This window comes from Burkholderia sp. MSMB1588 (assembly GCF_001546925.1).
Lineage (GTDB): Bacteria > Pseudomonadota > Gammaproteobacteria > Burkholderiales > Burkholderiaceae > Burkholderia > Burkholderia humptydooensis.
Map to the genome: position 1 here is coordinate 1,587,000 of NZ_CM003770.1, position 18,485 is coordinate 1,605,484.

At 66.8% G+C, this 18,485-nt stretch carries 11 protein-coding genes and 4 pseudogenes; 8 read left to right on the plus strand and 7 right to left on the minus strand.

The annotated features are described in order from the left end of the window. Positions 1-233: 233 nt before the first annotated feature. From WS92_RS06280 to WS92_RS06300, 5 genes and pseudogenes are all read right to left on the minus strand, one after another. Positions 234-1,664, minus strand: a complete 1,431-nt coding sequence (locus WS92_RS06280) for an amidase (protein ID WP_059932348.1) — start codon at positions 1,662-1,664, stop codon at positions 234-236. 412 nt (positions 1,665-2,076) lie between these two features. After that, positions 2,077-2,568 carry a DUF1842 domain-containing protein gene (locus WS92_RS06285; protein ID WP_015603734.1) on the minus strand — a complete coding sequence of 164 codons (492 nt, stop codon included), beginning with the start codon at positions 2,566-2,568 and terminating at the stop codon, positions 2,077-2,079. Positions 2,569-3,036: 468 nt separating this feature from the next. Beyond that, positions 3,037-5,229 (minus strand): beta-glucosidase family protein, encoded by a 2,193-nt coding sequence (locus WS92_RS06290; protein WP_059932346.1) that lies wholly within the window; start codon positions 5,227-5,229, stop codon positions 3,037-3,039. Positions 5,230-5,629: 400 nt separating this feature from the next. Then, complete coding sequence (locus tag WS92_RS06295; RefSeq protein ID WP_059932344.1) at positions 5,630-6,883, minus strand: MFS transporter; 1,254 nt, start codon at positions 6,881-6,883, stop codon at positions 5,630-5,632. A 141-nt stretch (positions 6,884-7,024) separates the two neighbouring features. Next, positions 7,025-7,669: pseudogene (locus WS92_RS06300) on the minus strand (helix-turn-helix domain-containing protein); the annotation flags it as partial. Positions 7,670-7,784: 115 nt separating this feature from the next. On the opposite strand from WS92_RS06300, the gene WS92_RS06305 reads away from it, so the two are divergent. From WS92_RS06305 to WS92_RS06325, 5 genes and pseudogenes are all read left to right on the plus strand, one after another. Continuing rightward, the gene (locus WS92_RS06305; RefSeq protein WP_059932340.1) at positions 7,785-10,136 is read left to right on the plus strand and encodes a cytochrome P450/oxidoreductase; all 2,352 of its coding nucleotides are present in this window, start codon (positions 7,785-7,787) and stop codon (positions 10,134-10,136) included. A gap of 62 nt (positions 10,137-10,198) precedes the next feature. Further along, positions 10,199-10,680, plus strand: a pseudogene (locus WS92_RS06310) (4-hydroxybenzoate transporter); the annotation flags it as partial. Between the two features lie 465 nt (positions 10,681-11,145). Then, positions 11,146-12,147, plus strand: a complete 1,002-nt coding sequence (locus WS92_RS06315; protein WP_059932338.1) for a patatin-like phospholipase family protein — start codon at positions 11,146-11,148, stop codon at positions 12,145-12,147. Between the two features lie 147 nt (positions 12,148-12,294). Then, on the plus strand, positions 12,295-13,725 hold the full coding sequence (locus WS92_RS06320) for a nitric oxide response regulator c-di-GMP phosphodiesterase NosR (RefSeq protein ID WP_059932336.1): 1,431 nt from the start codon (positions 12,295-12,297) through the stop codon (positions 13,723-13,725). Positions 13,726-13,932: 207 nt separating this feature from the next. Continuing rightward, positions 13,933-14,427, plus strand: a pseudogene (locus WS92_RS06325) (sensor histidine kinase); the annotation flags it as partial. A gap of 103 nt (positions 14,428-14,530) precedes the next feature. Here WS92_RS06325 and WS92_RS06330 read toward each other — a convergent pair. Together WS92_RS06330 and WS92_RS06335 are read right to left on the minus strand one after the other, a co-directional pair. Then, complete coding sequence (locus WS92_RS06330; protein ID WP_059932334.1) at positions 14,531-14,929, minus strand: hypothetical protein; 399 nt, start codon at positions 14,927-14,929, stop codon at positions 14,531-14,533. Continuing rightward, positions 14,926-16,323, minus strand: coding sequence for an MFS transporter (locus tag WS92_RS06335; protein WP_059932332.1), 1,398 nt, complete (start codon positions 16,321-16,323; stop codon positions 14,926-14,928). The genes WS92_RS06330 and WS92_RS06335 overlap by 4 nt, the downstream gene beginning before the upstream one ends. Before the next feature lie 108 nt (positions 16,324-16,431). Here WS92_RS06335 and WS92_RS06340 point away from each other — a divergent pair, with 108 nt between their 5' ends. The 3 genes and pseudogenes from WS92_RS06340 to ripB all read left to right on the plus strand — a co-directional run bounded on the left by WS92_RS06340 (position 16,432) and on the right by ripB (position 18,411). After that, the gene (locus tag WS92_RS06340) at positions 16,432-17,352 is read left to right on the plus strand and encodes a LysR family transcriptional regulator (RefSeq protein WP_009915589.1); all 921 of its coding nucleotides are present in this window, start codon (positions 16,432-16,434) and stop codon (positions 17,350-17,352) included. 168 nt (positions 17,353-17,520) lie between these two features. Then, a pseudogene (locus WS92_RS35615) lies at positions 17,521-17,710 on the plus strand (LysR family transcriptional regulator); the annotation flags it as partial. A 173-nt stretch (positions 17,711-17,883) separates the two neighbouring features. Next, positions 17,884-18,411: a (R)-specific enoyl-CoA hydratase RipB/Ich gene (gene ripB / locus WS92_RS06345; protein ID WP_009915588.1), complete on the plus strand. Its 528-nt coding sequence runs from the start codon at positions 17,884-17,886 to the stop codon at positions 18,409-18,411. Positions 18,412-18,485: the final 74 nt, after the last annotated feature.

The following is an 18,485-nucleotide window of genomic DNA, read 5'->3' on the forward strand; positions in this document are numbered from 1 at the left end:
TATGCGAAAAATCGGACCATACCACCCACTCAGAATTCAACAGAGGCTTCTTTTTTAAGGTGGAAAGCAGTTGAGCCGGCGGCGTACACGTGTTCGTATTCGCTACGGCTCGTGGTTGCATGCTCCGATGTCCGCTCCCGCACGGACGCCGTCGCCTTTGGCGAAGCGAGCGGGCTTCAAACCCGGGAGGCGCAGCCGCTCGCGGGCGGATTCGATGCCGGTTGTTTCCCGCATCAGCGGCGTGAGTTTTTCTGTTCGATCGCGCTGGTGCCCGACATCCTCGGGTGTCGCAGGTGCCATTCCGTCGCCACTTGATACGCATCCGCAACGCACGCGAGCCTGGCTTCGGAAAAGTGCGCGCCGATCATCTGAAACACCAGCGGCAACCCGTTCGCGGACATGCCGCACGGCAGAACGATGGATGGAATGCCCGCCATGTTGAACGGGCATGTAAACCGATGGAGATCTGCAATCAAAGCGTCGTCGACTTTCGACATCCGCTCGATCGTCGGCACGCCGCCAGCGAGCACCGGCAGGGCCACGATGTCGACGACGTCGAACACGGCCGCGAGCTTGCCCTGGAAGACCTCACGTCGCAGGAGCAATCGCTGGAGCGCCATTCCGGAAAGTGCGCGGCCCTGTTCGATCAGCGCGGCGAGGCTCGCACTGTATTCGTCCTTGCGCGACGGATACGTGGCCTCGTGTGCAAGCGCCGTTTGCACGGCGCAGACCGGGAACCAATCCCGGATCATGTCGCTCACGTCGGGCAATGTCACGGCGACGATTTCCGCGCCGAGTTCGCGCAGTACCGCGATGGCGTTCGATATCGCGTGCTCGGTCGCGTCGTCGAGGCGAGCGCCGAGCCACGAATCGTCCACGCCGAGCCGGATGTCTTTCAGATCGCGAGTCAGCGCTTTCGAGAAATCGGGGACGGGCAATCGGGATGTCGTTGGATCGGCAGGGTCCGTGCCCGCGATCGCTCCGAGGACGGCGGCCGCGTCGGCGGCGGAGCGTGCAATGACGCCGACATGATCGAGCGTCGCGGCGAGTTCGAAGGTCCGATGGCGGGAGACGCGGCCCCATGTAGGCTTGATGCCGGTGACGCCGTTGGCTGCCGCGGGAAGCCGGATCGATCCGCCGGTTTCCGATGCGAGCGCGGCGTAACAGAGTCCCGTGCAGATGGCGACGGCGCTGCCGCTGGACGACGCGCCGGGCCAGTACGCGTCATGCCACGGATTGCGCGGAGCCGCGAACGGCGTGCGGTGCTCCGCATACGCGCCCTCGGTCATCGACAGCTTGCCGAGCATCACCGCGCCGGCGTTTCGCAAACGCCGGACGACCGTCGCATCTTCGTCGGCGACGGCGTTCGCGTGAATGCTCATGCCGGCCGTCGTCGGGACGCCCTTCATGTCGAAGATGTCTTTGATGGCGACGGGAATGCCGTGTAGCGGCCCCCGATCGATTCCGCGCGCGATTTCCTGCTCGGCGCGTCGAGCGTCGGCGAGCGCGGATTCCGCCGTGACACGGTTGTATGCGTTCAGATGCGGATTGAGTTGCGCGATGCGTGCGAGCATCGCCTGCGTCAGCTCCACCGGAGACAGGCGCCCTTGCCGCAATTGCGACGATACGTCCAGCAGGCCGAGATACTCGAAATTCTCGTGCATGGCTATAGGCTCCTGATCGCACAAAAGGGAGCGGCTCACGGACGACAATCGATCGTCGTCGAGCCCGCGCGTATCTGTCGGTTCGAGACGTCGAACGGCTGAGCCGGTTTGCGGCACGAGTGCCATCATCTCTCGATTTGACGATCGAACGGAACAACGACGGCGCCGCGACAACGCAACGTCGATATTCGATCGGCGACGATTGCAACAATCGTCGCGAATCACGAGAACGACGCAGGCATCGCCGCGGCGATCGTTCTGTCGATTCCCTCGGCTCTCGCTTCCGAAAATGATCGCGCGCCGGCGAATTCGCTTCGCCGGCGCGCGATCCGTCATCGCTCATCGCATCCGGTACGGCCGCCTGCGCCGGATAGCCGAATGCCGTCCGAATGCGGACGATCCGCCCGCGCGATCAGAACAGCAAATGGCGAATCGTCGCATCGGTCACGGAAACGTTGCTTTCCGGATCGCTGGGGACGCCATAGTTGTACGCCGCGTACCCCGACTGGGAGCCCACGGGAATCACCGCGTTCAGGTGGAAGATGATCGGAAGTTGCGGGCCGATCCCCCAGTGCGGATTCCAGTGCAGGTTCGGATAGCCGACCAGATTGATCTGCTGGGTCTTGACCGGAAAATTCGGATCGCGTTGCTTCTTGACCGGCGGGAAATAGCCGAAGTCACCGTGGATGATGAGATCGACGAATTCCGACGTGACCTTGGGCGGCTTGTTCTTGCCCCAGGCGATGCGGCCGAAGCCGGTGATGCGATGGCTTTGATCGTCGAAATGCAGCTTGAGCTCGACGGTCGGGGCCGAGACGGACGACGGAGTCACTTCTCCGCCCGTCACGCTGTAGACGTTGTGAACGATGTGCAGCAGGACGTCTTCTTCGGTGGTGGTAGCCATGATGCGAACTCCTATCTTGATGGTGACGACGACCGTCGTGCCGATTCGGCGGCTCCAGTCGCGCCGGGTGTCGGCCCTTTGCAGACGGGCCATGCTTGAGTTCGTGAAACGGGAATCGCCTTGACGAGACGCATGTCGATCGACATCGCGGTTTGCAATTTGATTTTCTGTTTGATTGGATAGGTCTTGCTTCCTCGTTTTTACGGGATATGCGCATCTTGTGTCGGCTGTGCGCTTGCGGGAACCATCGTAGGTGGGAAAGGTGCGAGGGGAAACTACAAGTTCTGGTAGTCCGATGCGGAGGAGATCGGGAGGAAATCGAGAGAACGCGGAAGAGGAGCAAGAAGGGGGAACAAGAAGAGGCGTGCGCTCGATGGCCGATTCCGGATGACCGGCGTCCTGAGCATTCCTGACGATCGCGTCGGATTGCCGATCGGATGGCGGCGCCGCCGCCATCCGTCGCCACCGTCACGGCTGCTGAAGTCGAATATCGCGCGAAGACGCTCCCACGTAAATGCGTCCGCCGTTCGCGAGCGTCCATCCGTTCCGGTTCGTATCCCACACGCGCCGCATTTCGGAAGGAATCACGATGCGCACGCGCCGCGCTTCGCCTGCGCGCAGGCCCACCTTGTCCCATCCGACGAGGCGCTTCGGCGGCTCCTGCGGGTCGTCGAGATCGCCGAGATAGACCTGCGGCACTTCGGCGCCGGCGACCGTGCCGTCGTTGGTGAGCGTGAACGACACCGTCGTCGCATCCGGGCGCTGCTTCACTTCCAGCCCGGAATACGAGAAGTGCGTGTACGACAGGCCATGACCGAACGGGAACATCGGCGCGATGCGATTCGCGTCGTACCAGCGATAGCCGATCTTCAGCTTTTCCGAGTAGACGGGGTTCGGCGCGAGCGTGCCGCCGGCGCCCCAGGTCGGCGTGTCCTCGTCTCGCACCGGGAACGTGACGGGCAGCTTGCCGGACGGGTTGACCTTGCCGAACAGCACGTTGGCGATCGCGTTCCCGCCGCCTTCGCCGGGGAACCATGCCTGAAGGATCGCGCTCACCTGGTCGCGCCACGGCATCAGCACCGGATTGCCGCTCTCGACGACGACGATCACTCGCGGATTGGCCTGCGCGACCGCCTGGACGAGCGCGTCCTGATTTGTCGGATTCGCGAGCGCGAGGCTGCGCAGCTCGCCGAAATCCTCGCCGGCCGCTTGCGTGACGAAGACGATCGCCACGTCCGAGCGCCGCGCCAGATCGACGGCCGCATCGATCTGCTGCTGCGTATACGCGGCGAACGGCGATTGCTGGTCGCTGTTTCCGGCGAAAGCGATCGTCGCGCCCGGCGCGAGGTTGCGGATCGCCTGGACGATCGGCACGTCGAGCTTCAGCCACGGATTCGGCCACCAGTTGCAGCCCGTCGTCGTCGGGAACGTCAGGCCGCCGCATCCGGCGAACGCGCCGGTGACGGGATGCCGCGTATTGCCCGATCCGCCGCCCGTCAGCACTGCCGCATCCGCATGGCCGCCGATCACCGCGATCCGCTTCAGGCTCGCGGCGTCGAGCGGAAGTTGGCGATCCTGATTTTTCAGGAGCACGATCGACTGTTCCGCCGCATACTGGGCAAATCGATTGGCCGCGGCGAAATCGATCGCGCTGCCACCTTGTGGCGGATCGTCCATGACGCCCGTGCGGATCATCGCGTAGAGCTTGCGCCGGACCATGTCGTCGAGACGCGCCGGCGTGATCTCGCGATTCGCGAGCGCCTGCTTGACGAGATCGGGCGTGAGGAACACGGTCGGCCCGACGTCTTCCTCTTCGTCGAGCCCGGCGTTGATCGCGTTCGCGGTGCTGTGCGCGGCGCCCCAGTCGGACTGCACCTGTCCCTGGAAGCGCCATTCGTTCTTGAGCACGTCGGTGAGCACGTGTGTGTTCTCGCAGGCATAGTCGCCATTGATGCGGTTGTAGCTGCACATCACGTTGCCGGGGCGCGCGGCCTTCATCGCGATTTCGAACGGCAGCAGATAGAGCTCGCGCAGCGTGCGTTCGTCGATCTGGTCGTTGCCGCCCATCCGGTTCGTTTCCTGTTCGTTGCCGACGTAGTGCTTGATCGTCGCGATCACCTTGCGGTCCTGCGTGCCGCGCGTGCGTGCCGCGAGCATCTCGCCGGCGAGAACGGGATCTTCGCCGAGATACTCGAACAGGCGCCCGCCGCGCGGCTCGCGCGCGAGGTTGGTGCCGCCGCCCAGGCCCATCGCGAATCCTTGCGCGCGCAACTGACCGGCGATCACGGCGCCGAATGCATACGAAAGGCGTTTATCCCAGCTCGCCGCGAGCCCGATCGTCGCCGGAAACGTCGTGCTCGGCTGCGACGTGCTGCCCGAGCCCGTCGCCGAATCCACCATGTTCAGATCGGGAATGCGAAGCCGCGGAATACCCTGGATGAAGCCTGCGCCGCCGCCTGGCACGTCGCTCATTTGGTACTTCGAATGAATGAGCTGCAGCTTCTCGTCGAGCGTCATCTGGCGAACCAGCAGGTCTGCGCGGCGAAGCGCGAAATCGTCCTGAAAGGCGAAGTCCTTCGACGACGCGCCGTTTTCGGCGGCATGCGAGAAAACGCACAGCGTGGCGGAAAGAAGGGCGACGGAAAAGTGTTTTGCGTGCATGGGTTTGTCTCCGTGAATGCCTGTTTCGTTCTGGCGCTTGGCGCGACACGTCACGCCGCGCGAGCGTGGGCTCGCCGTAGCGACGTTGCGTCGTCAAGCGTGTGACGGATGAAACTCGATCATGCGTCGCGGGCAGCCGGGCGCAGCCGGTGAAGCATTCGGCGCGAACGGCGGGCGCGTGGAGATGTAGCAAAACTTCAGGGTTAGTGATAGCGCATAAGTAGACTGACTACAAGTAAACTTTTGAACGATTTGGTTATCGATCGATGCCGTTTTGGATTCGCGAAGATTGGGCCGCGCGTGCGCAATGGATCTGCGCTCGGCCGAGCGGCTTCGTGGCTGGCGGCGCGCTGTCGAACGATGTTTTGGTTGCCGAATCGTCGTCGGGTTGGCGGCGGATTCAATGCCGACGTTCCAGGCCGACCTGCAGCGATTCTGTCGCAGCGACGCGCAGGAACGGCACGATCAGCAGCAAGGTTGCGAAGGCGAGCACCGCGAACGCGGCGCGCATGCCCAGCGGCTCCGCGATCGCGCCGGCGAGGCCCGCGCCGATCGGCATCGCTCCCCAACTGAACAGGCGAGCCGCCGCGTTGTACCGTCCGAGCAGCGGCCCCGGCACGAGATGCTGGCTGATCGTTCTTGCATTGACCGTCCACAGCGTGCCGCCCAGGCCGCCCGCGAATGCGCTCGCCGCGATGGCCCACAGATTCGTGCTCAGGACCGGCACGGCCATCATCGCGAACGTGCCGAGCAGATCCGTCAGCATGACGGCGCGCCGCCCGAAGCGGCGATTCAGCGAGGCGACGGTCAGTGCGCCGACGAAGCCGCCGATGCCGAGCGCACTGACCGTCACGCCGTAGCCGCGCGAGTCGAAACCCAGGGTCGTTGTCGCGAACAGCGGCATCAGCGCGAGCCATGCGCCCCAGCACATGCAGAGCACCGTCAGCGCGACGGCCATCAGCCGGAGCAGCGGCTGATGCCACAGGCATCCGAGCCCTTCGGCAATCTGCCGGCGCACGGGCTCCGGGCGCGCGTGCGCCGCATGCGCGACGCGAAACCGCCCGATCAGGAAAAATAGCGTGACGATGCCGGCGAAATAGCCGACGGAGACGGCGCCGAGTGCGATCGCCGTGCCGGCCGCGACCAGCATTCCACCGGCGAGCGGGCCGCAGAATTCGTTGCAGACGGTTTCCGCGCCGGCGATCCACGCGTTGGCGCGCTCACGGCCCGAGGGCGCGACGGCGTCGGAAATCAATGCGGCCGCGGAAGTGAGCGCGACGACCTCGGCGACGCCGAGCGTCAGGCCGCTTGCGTACAACATCGGGAGCGTGACGCGGCCGGACAGCAGCAGGGCGACGAGCAGCGCTATCGCGGCAATGCGCATCGCGTTCGCGATCCACAGTAGCGCGCGGCGATCGACGCGGTCCACCAGCACGCCGACGTGAAGCGCGACGAGCAGCCACGGCAGCGTCAGCGTCAGCGACACGCCCGAGACTCGCGCGGGGGAGTGCGTGAGCGTGGTCGCCATCAACGGCAGCGCGACCTTGGTCACGCCATCGGCGAGATTCGTCAGGGCGGTGAAGACGACGAGAACGGCGGTATTGCGATTGCCGATGGCTTCGCTTGCCTGCGAGGGTTCCGCGATTGACGTCAACACGACCTCCGATTGGATGGCGGCGCCGCGCGCACGCCGAGTTTTCAGCGCATTGCTCGATCGGCAACGCGACGAACGCGAACGCTACGCCTGCCGTCGATAACCGAGCGCCGCGCTCGTTGCGTCGGCTTCCCGCCGCAGCGCGGCCGCGAGTTCCGCCTGAGCCATCGCATCGATCGTCGAGTCGTCGAGCAGGTCGAGAAACAGCCGCCCCGTCGCGGACCCGAGCAGCGACAGCACCGAACCCGCGCGCACGTTGACGATCACGGGCAGCCCCGGTTCCTCGATGCGCAGGATCGTCGGCCCGCGATTGCCCATCACCGCGACGAAGCACGTCAGCGCGAGCGTCTCGCGCAGCCGCACGAGCGCGGGCTCCGCCGCGCGGATCGGCTCGGCCTGGAGCATTGCGGCGACGCCGATCAGCAACGCCTCGGTGCCGAGGCAGTACTGCTGCGTGCCGCGGTCCTGCGACACGAAGCCTTCCTCGATCAGGCTCGCCAGATAGCGATGCTCCTTCGCCGGACTCTCGTCGACGTGCGCCGCGAGCGCCGTCAGCGTCGCGCGTCCGCCGAGCCGGGCCAGCCCCTTGAGCACCGCCATGCCGGTCGCGGCCGCCTGCACGCGCTGCCGGCGCTCGCGCGGAGCGGACGGATCGGCGGCGGACGCGGTCGCATCGCGCGTTCGGGTACGGATGGCTCTCGCGGGTTTCAGGGTAGGGGGCCTTTTTCGTCATCCGGGGATTGTAGTGCGTCGTGCGGAGTGGTGGAGCGTCGCCGGCAGGCGCACTGCGCCCGCCGCGTGACTACGATAGGAATGCGATGCAGGTTAACCCCTCGATCATTGCTTTGCGCAATGCGTACTAGAGTTACGCAAAATGTGATTCGACCACTGGAGGACTGCCATGACGCATCCCGTGTCCACGCCGCCGGCTTTGCCTGCCGCGCAGTGTCCGTTCCATCCCGCTTCGGCGGACGTCGCCCCGCATCCAGCCGGTTGCCCGGCGAGCGCGGCGGCGGCGGCATTCGATCCGTTCGACGACGCCTATCAGCAGGACCCGCCCGAATATGTGCGCTGGGCGCGCGAGCAGGAGCCCGTGTTCTACAGTCCGAAGCTCGGCTACTGGGTGGTCGCGCGCTACGATGACATCAAGGCGATCTTCCGCGATAACCGGACGTTCAGCCCGTCGATCGCGCTCGAGAAGATCACGCCGACGGGCGCCGACGCAAACGCGGTGCTCGCATCGTATGGCTATGCGATGAACCGCACGCTCGTCAACGAGGACGAGCCCGCGCACATGGCGCGGCGGCGTCTGCTGATCGAGCCGTTCACGCCCGATGCGCTGCGCGCGCACGAGCCGATGGTGCGGCGGCTCGCGCGCGAATACGTTGACCGCTTCGTCGACGACGGCCGCGCGGACCTCGTCGACCAGATGCTGTGGGAAGTGCCGCTCACGGTCGCGCTGCATTTCCTCGGCGTGCCCGAAGAGGACATGGACACGCTGCGCCAGTACTCGATCGCGCACACCGTCAACACGTGGGGAAGGCCGCGGCCCGACGAGCAGGTCGCGGTCGCGCACGCGGTCGGGCAGTTCTGGCAGTACGCGGGCAAGGTGCTCGAGAGGATGCGCGAGGATCCTTCGGGGCCTGGCTGGATGCAGTTCGGCATCCGCATGCAACGCGAGCATCCGGACATCGTCACCGATTCGTACCTGCATTCGATGATGATGGCGGGCATCGTCGCGGCGCACGAAACCACCGCGAACGCCACAGCGAATGCGCTGAAGCTGCTGCTTCAGCATCCGCACGCGTGGCGCGAGCTGTGCGAAGCCCCTTCGCTGATTCCGAACGCGGTCGACGAATGCCTGCGCCACAATGGCTCGATCGCCGCATGGCGGCGGATCGCGACGTGCGACACGATGGTCGGCGGCGTGGCGATTCCCGCCGGCGCGAAGCTGCTGATCGTCACGTCGTCGGCGAATCGCGACGAGCGCCGCTTCGCCGATCCGGACCTGTTCGACATCCACCGCGACGATTGCGCCGATCACCTGACGTTCGGCTATGGCTCGCATCAGTGCATGGGCAAGCATCTCGCGCGGATGGAGATGCAGATCTTCATCGACGAGCTGACGCGCCGCCTGCCGCACATGCGGCTTGCCGAGCAGCGCTTCACGTACATGCCGAACACATCGTTTCGCGGTCCGGAGCATCTGTGGGTCGAGTGGGACCCGGCCGCGAATCCGGAGCGGCGTCGCGCGGATGCGCGGCGCTCGGCGCTCGCCGTGCGGATCGGCGAATCGAACGCGCGCAGCGCGGGGCGCGCATTGTGCGTCGACAGCGTGACGCCCGCGGCCGAGCGCGTGCTGCGCGTGCGCCTCGTCGCGCCCGACGGCGCGGCGCTGCCGCGCTGGAGCGCGGGCGCGCATATCGACGTCGAATGCGGGGATACCGGCCTTTCCCGACAGTATTCGCTGTGCGGCGATCCGGCCGAGCGCGGCGCATACGAGATCGCGGTGCTGCGCGAGCCGGCGAGCCGCGGCGGCTCCGCCTGGATGCACGAGCGGCTGCGGCCCGGCATGCGCGTGACGATTCGCGGGCCGCGCAACCATTTCCGGCTCGACGCGCACGCGGGCCGCACGATCCTGATCGCGGGCGGCATCGGCATCACGCCGATCGGCGCGATCGCGCGCGAAGCGCGTGCGCTCGGCATCGACTACACGCTGCATTACTGCGGCCGAAGCCGCCGGACGATGGCGTTCGTCGACGCGCTCGCCGCGCTGCATGGCGGGCGGCTTCGCCTGCACGTGTCGGACGAAGGCACGCGGCACGATTTCTCCACGCTCGACGTCGCGCCCGGCACGCAGGTCTATGCGTGCGGACCCGCGCGCATGCTCGACGCGCTCGCCGCCCGCGCCGCGCATTGGCCGGCGGACGCGCTGCGCGTCGAGCATTTCGCGGCCGCCGCGCCGCGCGTCGATCCGGCCGCCGAGCAACCGTTCGAAGTCGAGCTGAAGGATTCGGGGCTCACGCTGACGGTGCCCGCGAACCGCTCGTTGCTGGCGACGCTGCGCGCCGCGAACGTCGACGTGCAGAGCGATTGCGAGGAAGGGCTGTGCGGCTCGTGCGAGGTGCGTGTGCTCGCGGGCGAGGTCGATCATCGCGACAGCGTGCTGAGCGCGGGCGAGCGCGCGGCGAACACGCGCATGATGGCATGCTGCTCGCGCGCGAAGCGCGGGAGGCTCGTGCTCGAGCTGTAGCGCGAAACCCTTTGCCCCGGCGCAGCGCGGATGACGACGGCGACATGACAAGGAGACGACGAATGACGACGCGAGTGGACGTGCGCGAGATGCTCGACAACCGCCGCTTCGGCGCATATCAATGGGCGATCGTCGCGCTGTGCGCGGCGTGCCTCGTGATGGACGGTTTCGACGTGCAGGCGATGGGCTACGTCGCGCCCGTCGTGATCCGCGAATGGGGGATTGCGAAGGAGGCGCTGTCGCCCGTGTTTGGCACCGGATTGTTCGGCATGCTGATCGGCTCGCTCGTGTTCAGCGCGCTTGCCGATCGGATCGGCCGGCGTCCGGTGCTGATCGGCGCTTCGCAGCGGGGCTCGGGCTCGGCTGCATCATGCCGAACGCGATGATGCTCGCCGGCGAATACAGTCCGTGGCGCATCCGCGTATCGCTGATGATGATCGTATCGTGCGGCTTCACCGTGGGCGGCGTGGCGGGCGGGCTCATCACCGCGGCGCTGATTCCGCACGTCGGCTGGCGAGCCGTGTTCTTCGTCGGCAGCGCGGTGACGGAGGGGCGAGCGGCTCGCGCGGCGCCGGCGGCTCCGGGGCGAGGCCGGCCGCGTAGATTGCCGGCGGCGCCCACCGTGCGCGATGCGCCGAACGTCGAGCGCGCCGGCATCGAATCGTTGCGTCGCGGCCTGGCCAAAGCGTCTCGCGCATCCTAATTTAAGAATATGCGCCGCCGCGCGATACGCGATACGCGATTCGCGTCGACGCGAGCGAGACGGGAGCAGGTGTCCGGCATCGACAACGCGATTGCAGCCGGCGGTCCGCGAAGCCGCTATTGCGGCGAAGCGATCGCAACAGGTTGATCCGAATGAAATGCCGAGCCGGATTGACACGGCGATGTCAACGCGCAAGCGCGATCGAATGCGTGCTGCATCCGATGTGCGCCTGCGCGGCGGCGCCGCGTTCGTTCGGAAGCATCCGCACCTGCATTTCACGAATTTCACGAGCCGAGGAGAACCGCGATGGCATTCAAGATTCTCAGTTGCGACGGTGGCGGCATCAGGGGATTGATCACCGCGTTGCTCATTCAGGATCTCGATCGACGCAGCGGCATCCTGGCGAAGGCGGACGGCTTCGCCGGCACGTCGACGGGCGGCCTGCTCGCGCTCGCGCTTGCGCGCGGCGTGTCGATTTCCGAAGTCGTCGACGTCTACCGGAACCGGGGAGCCGAGATATTCCAGGAGAGCGGCGCGTGGCTTGAGCAGAGAGAGACGATCGCGACGGGCGCGGCGAGCTTCGCCGCGTCCGCCGGGCCGGGGCTTTTCGCGTGCCAGTACGTGAACACCGGGCTCAAGCGCATCGCGCAGGAACTGCTGCGCGGCGGCGATCTGACCGAGTTGCGCAGGCTGACCGTCATCAATTCGTCACGGCTATGGGACCCGGCGCTGCGCAGTTGGTCCGCATGCACGTTCTCGAACGCGAGCGGCAATGCGTATCGCCATGTCGCGCTCGTCGACGCGGCGCTCGCGACGTCGGCCGCGCCTTCGTATTTTCCGCCGTACGAAGTGCCGTCGCTCGGCTATTTCGCGGACGGCGGCCTGTTCGCGAACAATCCTTCGATGACGGCCGTTTCCGAGGCGCTTGCGAGCCGTCTCGGCGGCGAGCTCGGCAATTTGCGGGTGCTGTCGCTCGGCACCGGCATCAGTCAGGAAGGCATCCGCCCGAGCGCGATCGGCGATCCGCTCAGATGGGGCGTGACGACGTGGTTTTGGCCCCTCGAGAGCCACGATGTGCCGGCATCGGCGCTGCTCGGTCTCACACTCGATACGACCGCGATGCTCGCGACGCAGCAGGCGACGCAATTGCTCGGCGAATGCTACCGGCGCGCGAATTTCGTGCTCGGCGAAACGGTCGGGCTCGACGACTGGCGCAAGGCGCCGCTGCTGGAGAGCGAAACGGCCGCGTACATGAAGACGCCGGCGTGGGAGGGCGTCTGCCAGTGGGTCGACGCGAACTGGCGCTGACGCCGCGCGCGAATTGCTCGCGAAAGATTGAGTGATTCGCACGCGGCGCTTCTCGCGTCTTCCGGTATCTCCCACGTTTTCCCTAGTGCGCCTGATCGTTCGCGCTGCCGATATCCAAGAAAAAGAGAAATCGGGAATGAGGGCATCATGAGCGAACGAGCGAAAGCGAGCAGTCCTTCGATATCGATACACAGCAACGGGTCCGCCGGGGAGGACGACGCACGGCCGGCGTGTGCGGCGGGCGACGCGCCCGCCGACGAGCCGGTCGTGCTGCTCGTCGACGACGAGCCGAGCGTGCTGTCGTCGCTCAAGCGCGTGTTCCGCCCGAAGCGTTACCGGATGCTGTGCGCCGACAGCGGCGAAGCGGCGCTCGCCCTGCTGGCCGCGGGCGAAGTCGACGTGGTCGTGTCCGATATGCGGATGCCGCGGATGAGCGGCGCGGAATTTCTCGCGCGCGTGGGCGAACGGCATCCGGACACGATGCGCATTCTGCTGACCGGTTATTCCGAAATCGATTCGGCGGTGCGCGCGATCAACGAAGCGGGCATCTACCGGTACCTGACGAAGCCGTGGGACGATCACGACCTGTTGCTGACCGTCGAGCAGGCGCTCGAGCAGCAGCGCCTGCGCCGCGAGACCGCGCGGCTCGACGCGCTCACGCGCAAGCAGAACGATGCGTTGCGCGCGTTCAACGCGGGGCTCGAAGCGCAGGTGCAGGCGCGCGTCGAGGAGATCCGCCAGACGATGCTGTTTCTCGAAGACGCGCAGCGCGACCTGACGCACAATTTCACCGCGATGGTTCAGGCGTGCGCGAACATGATCGAGCTGCGCTGCGGCGCGCCCGGCGGCGAATCGCAGCGCGTCGGCGAGGCGGCGCGCAATCTGGCGCTCGCGCTCGGCATGAGCGGCTGGCAAGCGCAGGAGCTGTTCTTCGCGGGGCTGCTGCACGGCATCGGCAAGCTGTCGTTGCCGGACGAGCTGCTGCACAAGCCGCTCGACCGGATGGCGCCGGACGAGAGCCGGCGCTATTTCCAGCACCCGTTGCGCGCGCAGATGGTGCTCACGCCGGTTCAGCAGCTCGGCCGCGTCGCGCACCTGATCCATCATCAATACGAGCGGTTCGACGGGCGCGGCACGCCCGACGGACTCGCCGCCAACGCGATTCCGCTCGGCTCGCGCATTCTGGCCGTCGCGCGCGACTTCGACGCGCTGTGCAGCGGCAGCATGTTCAAGCGGCTGTACACCGTGCAGCAGGCAATGGCGGTGCTCGTCTCGCAAGCCGGCCTGCGCTACGACGCGCGCGTCGTCGACCGGTTCGTCGCGCTCTCGAAGGAATCGCTGGCGCTCGACCGGCGCGCGAGCGTATCGCGAATCAACGCTTCGCAACTCGCGGAAGGCATGCGGCTTGCCGACGACCTGCACAACAGCCGTGGCATCCTGCTGATGACGAAGGGCAGCGTCGTGTCGTCGCATCAGGCCGCGCAGGTGCGCCGTTTCGAAGCGAACGAAGTGGCGCCGTTCGTGATTTTCGTCGATGCGGGAAGCGGCGAGCCGCCGCCGCGCGGCCTGCTCGATTGACGCATCGCGGCCCGCGGCGGCGATCGGCGCCGCGCCCGGCCACGAAGACATCGGCGCGTTTGACGCCGTCTGATGAAGGGGAGATCTGGCGTGACCTCGTTGTCCTCTTCGATTCCCGCCGTGCACTCGACATGCGCTGCCGCGCGCGCTGTTCACGGCCGAGACCGCGCTGCTCGAATCGCTGCAGACGTTCACGATCGAGAGCGGGCTCGCCTGCGCGTCGCGCACGAGGAAGTCGATCTCGATTACCTGCGCCGGGACATCGGAACGCTGATCGACGAATCGATCGAGGGCGCGTCGCGCGTGCGGCGGATCGTGCAGGACCTGCGCGACTTCTCGCGTGCGGGCAGCGAGGAATGGAACTTCGCCGACATCCACGAGGGATTGGAGGCGACGCTGAACGTCGTGCGCAACGAGCTGAAGTACGAGGCGGAGGTCGTCAAGGATTACGGCGAGCTGCCGGCCGTCGAATGCATGCCGTCGCAGTTGAACCAGGTCGTGATGAACCTGCTGATGAACGCCGCGCACGCAATTGCCGAGCGAGGCACGATCACGATCCGCACGCGCCGGGACGGCGACGGCGTGACGATCGCGATCGAGGATACGGGCGTGGGCATTCCGGCGGACCGGCTCGCGAAGATCTTCGATCCGTTCCATACGACGAAGCCGGTCGGCAAGGGCACGGGGCGCGGGCTATCGGTGTGCGTGCCGGATGCGCCGAGTGTGCGGCAGCGGCGCTGGCGCCGATGACATGCGCGCTTTCGGTGCGCACGTTCGAACCGATTCGACGTCGCCCGGCCGGGTCTCATGTCGCGAGCGGCGTTTCATGCAGATGCCGCCAGACGATGCGCGACGCCGCGTCGTACTCGAACACGACCGTCGAGCGTCTCGTGTTCGGGCGATCTTCGCCGTCGATCTGCGTTTCCCGGTAGCCGATCACCGCGCCGTCGCGCCACGCGCCGATCCGTTGCAGTTCGTCGATCTCGATGCGCAGCCCCGGACGTTGGCCGTGTCCCCGGCGGAACAGTTCGTCGAGGCCGGCGTGGTCGAGCGACGCGCCGCGCGCGGCGATCATCGAGAAATGCGGCGAAAAGCGGCCCAGCAATGCGGGCAGGCGGTCGAATTCGGCCTGCCCGGACAACCAACGCTCGATGTCGACGTGCGCGTCGATGACTTCCTGAAAATACGGGTTCGTTTCGTTCATGATCGACTCGATTGGGTGTCCACGGAAACAGCGGGCGAGACCGCCGCGCGACGCGAGCCGAGCCGCGCGACGAGCGGCAGCGGCAGCAGCGTCAGCAGCGCGCCGAGCGCAAAGCACTGACGATACGCAAGCGGCGCGGCGCCGCCGTTGAACGTCAGCAGGAAATTGAGCGCGCTGCCGAGCGCGGCGACGCCCAGGCAGAAACTCAACTGACGATTGAGGTTCCAGAGCGCGCTCGCTTCGCCCATGCTGGCGGCTGGCACGTCGAGAAACGCGGCGCTTTGCGACGTGCTCGTGCAGAGGCTCGCGCCGAAGCCCATCGCGGCGTAGGCCAGCACGCGGCCCGCCTCGTGCGCCGCGAACGGCGTCGCGAGCAGTGCGACGCCGATGCAGTCGATCACGATGCCGCAGGCGAGCAGCGGCCTTGCGCCGGCCGATGGGAAGACGCGCCGTGTTGTCGCGATCGCGGCGAACGATGCGGCGGACCACGGCACCATCAGCGCGCCGACCTGCGTCGCGCTGAGCCCCAGCGCGTTCTGCAGAAAGAGCGATGCGATCAGATTCACGCCCGTGAAGACGCCGGGCACGCACAGATAGACGACGATGCCGACGCGCAGGAGCGGCTGCGAGAGCAGCGCGAGATCGAGCAGCGGCGCGCTCGATCGGCGCGCATGTCGGACGTATGCGAGGCCGGCGGCGCACGCGGTCGCGAGCGCGGCGATCGCCGGCATTTCCGCGCCGCGCCGGCTCGCGAACGTGAGGCCGAGCAGCAGCGCGACGAGCGCGGCCGCGCTGAGGCCGAGGCCCGCCGCATCGAGCGTGCGAGGCGCATCGCTGGCGACGTCGGCAGGCAGCCACGCGAGCGCGAGCGCGCACGACAACGCGGCGAGCGCGAGCATTCCCGCAAACACCGCGCGCCACGAGGCATGGTCGACGATCACGCCGCCGAGCGCGGGCGACGTCGCGGGAACGAGCAGCGCGACCATCATCACGATCGATGTCAGGCGGGCGCGCGCTTCGCGCGGATAGGCGCGATAGGTCATCGCCTGGCCGACGGGAATCAGCAGGCCGCCGCCGAGCCCCTGCACGAGCCGCGACGCGAGCAGCGCGCCGATCGACTGCGCGCTCGCCGCGCCGGCGCTGCCGAGCGCGAACACGAGCAGCGACGCCGCGAGCAGACGGCGCTCGCCGAACCGGTGCGCGAGCCACGCGCCGAGCGGAATCACGACGGTGAGCCCGAGCATGTAGAGGTTGCCGATCCACGCGAGCTGCGCGACCGATGCGTGCAGCTCGCGCTGCAGCGCCGGGTATGCGGCGTTGATTGCGAACATGTTCGCGAGGTCGATCGAGAAGCCGAGCAGATAGACGGCGGCGATGCGTGAGCGGGCGGACATGGAAGCAGCCGGTGACATCAGGCTGCGTAGTGTAAAGTCCGCGATCCGTGGCCGTCAGTCCGATTGCCCGGATAGACTGATCGAAAAATTTTGACAATCGAGGGCGCGATGGTGAGCTTGGATCGTTTCGACGTATTTCGCGCAGTCGTGGAGGCCGGTTCGTTCACGGGCGCGGCGGACGTGCTGAACCAGGCGCGCGCGGCCGTGAGCTTCAACGTCAAGCAGCTCGAGGCCGAGCTCGGCGTGACGCTGCTCACGCGCACGACGCGGCGCGTGGAGTTGACCGAAGCGGGCGAGCGTTTCTACGAGCGCTGCCTGCGCGTGCTCGCCGAAGCCGAAGAGGCGATCGACGATGCGCGCGGCGAGCACGGCGGGATGCAGGGCAGCTTGCGGGTCACGTCGACGGTCGAATACGCGCTGCGGGTCGTCGCGCCGGCGCTGCGCGAATTCACGAGCATGCATCCGGCGCTGCGCGTGCGGCTCGAGACGCATACGTCGCAGGCGGACCTCGTGCGCGATCGATTCGACGTCGCGATCCGGCTCGGCCGCTTCGAGCAGTTCCAGGACTTGCCGTACCGGGGCGTGTGCATCGACACCTACGACGTGCGGCCGGTGGCTTCGCCCGCGCTGCTGGCCGAGCACGGCGCCGCGCGAATCGAATCGCCGGACGCGCTCGCGCGCTTGCCGCAGCTCGGGCACAGCCGTCTGTCGCAGGTTGCGTCGTGGTTGCTGCACGATCGCGACGGGCGAGAGCACGTATATCGGCCTGCGGCGAAGCCGCATCTGATTGCGGACAACGCATCGGTGCTGTGCGCGTTCGCGCGGCAGGGCAGCGGCGTCGCGCTGCTGCCCGAGTGGCTCGTGCGCGACGATCTGGACAACGGAACGTTGATCGACGCGCTGCCGGATTATCGGTTTCCGCAGCAGGGCGTCTATGCGCTGTATCCGTCGACGCGGCACGTGCCGCAGAAGGTTCGCGCGTGGGTCGATTTCATCAAGTGCTACGTGCGGCGGCGCACGGAGGGCTGATGCGGGGTTGGGCGTGCCGTCTCTGGCGACGAAGGGAGCGGCATGGCGTGAGCCGCGCAGCGGGCGTTGCTTCGGCGCGTTGTGAAAACCACCCGCGTCGTTCACAATGCCCGATAGCTCGAATCGAGCCTTCGATTCGACCGTGGGCTCGTCGATCCGGGAGGGCGCGTGCGTTTCGACATCACCGATCTGCGTCTGTTCGTCGCCGTCGTCGAGGCGGGCAGCATCACGCACGGCGCGAGCCGGGCCAATCTGGCGCTCGGCTGCGCAAGCGGACGCATCAAGCAAGATGGAGGCGACGGCCGGCGTGCCGCTTCTCGTGCGCGAACGGCTCGGCGTGAAGCCGACGGAGGCGGGCACACGCTCGATGCGATCTGCCGCCTCGTCGAAAACGGCGTCGGCGTATCGGTGGTGCCCGAGTCGGCCGCGCGGCGCTGCAAGCGAACGATGTCGATCAAGACGCTCGAGTTGCGCGACGACTGGGCGCGGCGCGATGGCGATACCCATTCTTTCTTTAACAAGGAGGCGAGCATGAGCACGACGATTTCCGCGTATCGACAAATCGGCGACAAGCGGTTTCGCGAGATATCCGGCCTGTATTTCGAGGATTTCGAGCCGGGCAACGTCTATGAGCACCGGCCGGGCCGCACGATCACGGACGTCGACAACATCTGGATGACGCTCCTGACGATGAATACGCAGCAGGTGCATTTCGATGCCGAATACGCGGCGAAGACCGAATGGAAGAAGCTGCTCGTCGACAGCACGTTCACGCTCGCGCTGCTGACCGGCATGAGCGTGCGCACGGTCAGCGCGAAGGTGGTGGCGAATCTCGGCTGGGACAAGGTGAGGGCGAGCGCGCCGGTGTTCGCGGGCGACACGCTGTACGCGGAATCGACGGTGCTGTCGCGCCGCGAATCGAAGAGCCGGCCGACGCAGGGGATCGTGACCGTCGAGACGAAGGGCGTCAACCAGCACGGTGTCGTCGTGATGTCGTTCGAGCGCACGATGCTGATCTACAAGCGCGGTCATTCGCCGGAAGCCGACGCCAACTACTGAACGGCGAAAACTGAACGCCGGGGAGGTTCGGGATGCTGAAGAAAGTCTATGCGGGCAAGCTGACGTCGCCGGAG